The sequence below is a fragment of the Mycobacterium gordonae genome (assembly GCF_001417955.2).
Taxonomy (GTDB): domain Bacteria; phylum Actinomycetota; class Actinomycetes; order Mycobacteriales; family Mycobacteriaceae; genus Mycobacterium; species Mycobacterium gordonae_B.
This window is the reverse complement of sequence record NZ_LKTM01000105.1, coordinates 1-4,124: the sequence shown is the minus strand read 5'-3', so window position 1 is coordinate 4,124 and position 4,124 is coordinate 1. Positions and strand designations below refer to the sequence as shown.

3 protein-coding genes are annotated in these 4,124 nt (G+C 60.8%); all 3 read right to left on the bottom strand.

Annotated features, from left to right (window positions below; genetic code table 11):
• Positions 1 to 31: 31 nt before the first annotated feature.
• Complete coding sequence (locus AO501_RS37090) at positions 32 to 2,947, bottom strand: hypothetical protein (RefSeq protein WP_156452469.1); 2,916 nt, start codon at positions 2,945 to 2,947, stop codon at positions 32 to 34.
• A 418-nt stretch (positions 2,948 to 3,365) separates the two neighbouring features.
• The gene (locus AO501_RS10755) at positions 3,366 to 3,821 is read right to left on the bottom strand and encodes a VOC family protein (RefSeq protein WP_055577704.1); all 456 of its coding nucleotides are present in this window, start codon (positions 3,819 to 3,821) and stop codon (positions 3,366 to 3,368) included.
• Positions 3,821 to 4,124 (bottom strand): M24 family metallopeptidase (locus AO501_RS39125; RefSeq protein ID WP_331457925.1); only part of this gene is annotated, 304 nt, incomplete at its 5' end. The genes AO501_RS10755 and AO501_RS39125, both read right to left, overlap by 1 nt.

Sequence of the window (4,124 nt, the reverse complement as noted above, 5' to 3'; positions counted from 1 at the left end):
GGGGAGTCTCTCCATCCCCGCCCTCGGGTCACTAATTGTCAGGGGGCGGGTGCCTCAACCCAGGTTGGCAGAGAGGGTCCCGATCCAAGAGGTCGGCGGACTCATCCATCCGCCCAGCACTCGCGTGGGGGTCGCAACCGTCTAAGAGTCCGATTACGGATTCACCGCAAATACTTATTGCGGCTTCGATCTCTTCGTCCGACCAGAGCGAGTCGGCAGCAGATAGGAGCGCGGCAGGGATTGCGCCGCGCATCGTCCAGGGTGGCGCCGAAGTGCCGTGCGCATCAGCGAGATTGGCCCACGCTAGGCCGGAGCGGATCATCAAGGCTGGGATGGCATCGCCAGTCGTCTCGGAATCTGTCAACGCACCGAGCGCTGCCGAGGCGTTGGCGTAGACCGCCGTATCGATCGCCTTCGCCACCTCCACTATGCGAGAGCCAAGTGCTAACGCCGGTAGTTGCGCCCTCGTTGTCCACAACCGCACAAAATCTGTGATGTCTGTTGGCATTGGTCCGATCCCGGCCAAGAACATCGATAGCGCAGCTTCTTCTTGGTCGTCTCGGATCACCCATCCGTCGGCGTCCACGAATGTTGATTCACCTGGTTGCGGCCACCCGGGTGCTGCCATCGGTACCCAAGGATCTTCGATCCGCGCCACGACGCGCATCGGCCCGGCGTCGATCAACCAGTCCGGCAAAGATGCTCGTCCATCGCCGATGGGCACCGAGGCTGGTGGGATCCACGGAGCGCGCGTAGCGAAGACGTAAGCAGTCAAGCCGTCGACATCGACATGGTCTGCGAGCAGGAGTTTCCCAGATTCTTCAACACGTATGGTGCTAAACAATTTTCGTGGCCGCACCGCCGCGATGACGAGCTCGCCATCGTCGCTCAACGCGAGCGTAACCAGAGGTTGGTTGCGCAGTGTGTCGATGATTTCTGCCAGGTTGAAGCGGTAAACACCCATTCGCCGCGAATGCGCCTGAAGGGTCTGAAGTGTTCGCCCATTGGCAATCACGTGCAACGTGGGCTGGGCTGCTGCGCCGATATCCAAAATCAGTTCACCCGGATTGTCGCGCAGGTCTTCTCCCATCAGCGTCAGAGGCCTCACCGAGGGATTGATTGCGAACTCGCCGGCGTGGTAGGCAACCGTCATGTGTGGCGGTGAGACGACGAATGAGCGGAGGTCGGAGTGCAGTCCGGCCCGGAGCTTCTGTTCGCGGTCACGCTCGCCAAATTCGATGTGCTCGCGCGACAGGGCTATTCCGTCAGTCGCCCGCACGCGCGCGAAACAAGGCTGTAGACCGCCGGATACAAACCGGCGCCAACCTGGCGTAAACGAAACCGAGAGACCCTCGACAAGCGTGAAGTTTCTGGTGGCCCCCCGACCCCAAGGCCCGCGAACGCGAAGGGTGAATGTTCCCGCGACGGGCCGGGACACCTCATCCCAGATGATATTTGGGTCCTCCGCACCAGTGAGCCGTTTACGCGCAATCACATCGCCTGCGCTGTCATGCAACGTAATGTCCCAATTTGCGTTTGCCATGCTGCCAGGAATGCGAATACGGGGCACCTGGGCAACGACTGCCAGGCCGCTCGCTGTGCGAATTCCGGTTATTGGGAGGGCAGTCTCGATCCGTGCCGATTCGAGCTTTCGAACAGTGCGGACACTTCCGCCAGCGGAGATTTCGGTAGCGCCGGAGAGATCGACCCGCATCAGAGAGAAGCCCGACCAGCGCGGGGGAAGCGGACTTTCGGCTACAAGTCCCTTTGAACCCGTCACTTGCAGAGCATCTGGGTCTCCGGGAAACATGGCCCACACATTCATCGCGGGCAGAGGCAACCCACTAGGGATCAGTTCACCATCCTCGCCGAATACCAGCATCGGATCTCGGTCGTCGACGACGATCAACGACAGTTGAAGGTCCTCCCGACCTGCTAGGGCCACCGAGGCCGAGCGCACCGGCTTGCTAATCGCCACATCTGTTTGTGGTGCCGGTTCTGTTGATCCTGGCCACAGCGACTCCGTCGCTACTCGCTGTACTTCATCGTCAAGGTTGACCAACCAAACAGCTCTTCCGTCGGGTGCGTCTCCGACTGGCGGCAACCTTAGAAGCAGGCCTAGGCCGAAGGGATCGAGCACCAGTCTGGGTCGAACGTCAACGGTGGCGCCGGTCGAAATCTCGTGTTCTCCGACTTGTTCGAATTCCCTTCTATCATTGAGGTCTCTTGCCACAGCCCAGAACCGTTGTGGCAGCAGAGCGTCGTCGGAGGAAGCACCCGCCGCTACGGCATCGAGCAGCTCGAAAGATCGATCCGCTACATCGACGGCGAACTCGTCGCCGTAACGAATAAATCTCTGAACGGGCATGTCCAGGCTCTGAAAACCGGAGCCGGCGACTTTAGCAGCTGCCCAGGAGACAAATTCTTCGGGTGTCAGGCCTGGCGTGTGCCGGCGTTTCCACGACAGCATCCTAAAGAAATCAGCGAGGCAGTAGGTAGGTATCCCGGCATGAAGCAGGATACGCCCGACATATTTGGTACCCGCATCATCTTCCTTCTCGAAGGTCGGCAGTCCGAGCCTGCGAAGGTTGTCGAGGAACGCGTCGCCCCATGCGGCTTGAAAGCCTGGGTCTGGGAGGATATCGACTATTGCAACCAACTTCGGCCAGAAGGTGGCCCGCTCGTAGTGCTCGGCAGCGACGCCTGCTGTTGCCAGCACATGCACCGCGGGATAACGCCTGAACAACCGCTCTCGTGCAGCGCCGGGACCCAACCGATCCTGCAACAGACCGAATGCTCTTAAGGCTTGTTCGCGCCTATGCGCTGGGATCAGGTCCAGCGTCTCGGCGGCAAGTGATACCGCCTCGGCGCGTGGACGCCACTGCCGCTCACGAATGCTGAGCAACTCGTCGGGCGAAACCTTTCGACCGGGCGCGGAGTCAGCCATTTCCTGACCTTGACATGCGGAGCCCTAGCAAGGGCACCCCCCTCGACCAAAACATTAGAATCTCTTTCGCCATCGTTGTCTCGAAACCAGCCGGATAGCGTCGCACAGGCCACCGACAAACACTGTCTCGCCAACCACTGACAAACAGCACAATCACCCCCAAGGCTCGCAAGGGGGCTCTGGTGAGGTGATCATGGCCCCTGGGTTGCATAGCTTATTGGCGAGCCCACGTGATACTGGAAATTCATGAACACGACGCGCGTTAGCCGCGGCATCGAGTGCGCAGGGGTCTCTAGCCGGGTAGCCCAGTGGCGTTCTGCACCACTGGGAGGAGAAAATCTTGTCTTCGCCCGCCACTGATAACGCTTGGATCTTGCGCTGTGAGAGCTGAGGCTTCGTCTACAGGCTAACGCGTCCCTCATTGAGGCCGCGCCGGCAACCCACCCAACCACCCATCAGAAAGCAACTCCAACAACTGCCCATCCGGATCCCGCACCATCGCCGCTCCCTCCGAAACCGTCCCCTCCACCACGGACCCTCCACACTCCGCCACCCGCTCCAACACCGAACGAAGATTAGACACCGAGAACGAAATATGCGTCAGCCCAACCTGATCCATTACCCGCGGACCACCGCCAGACACCTCCCGACCGGAGTAGTCCAACAACTCAAGCACTAGCCCGTCCCGCACCAGATACGTCGCATGCAACCCCACCGGCCTCGAAAGCTGCAGAAGCGCAGCAGTCCCCTCCTCCGGCGCATCCAACTCCCACCAAAACTGAAACCCCAGCAGCCCCTCGTAAAACCGCCTGGACACAACCCGATCCCGCACGCACAACCCCACATGGTTGAAAACGACCGGCTGCGAACCCATTACGACTGCCCATACCGCGTCAGCACCACTGGGCCGCTAGCACCAATCACCACCGTCTCCCGCTGAAGACACCCACTCACGCCCTCCTCGACCACCCACGACTGCACGCTCAACACCATCCCCTCCTCCAACACCGCATCACGACCACGCCCCAACCCGATCACCGGCGGCTCTGCACCCAACCCCAACCCATGAGCGAGCACCACCGAAGCCGGACCTAAGCCAACGCCTTCCCAAGCCTGGTAGAGATCGGCCCCGACCGCGCCCGCCCGACAAGCCCCCACCAACGCATCTATCCCCGCC

Bases quoted from the DNA above. Each gene is read 5' to 3' on its own strand.
- AO501_RS37090 (WP_156452469.1), bottom strand. From the start codon at position 2,947: ATGGCTGACTCCGCGCCCGGTCGAAAGGTTTCGCCCGACGAGTTGCTC.
- AO501_RS10755 (WP_055577704.1), bottom strand. From the start codon at position 3,821: ATGGGTTCGCAGCCGGTCGTTTTCAACCATGTGGGGTTGTGCGTGCGG.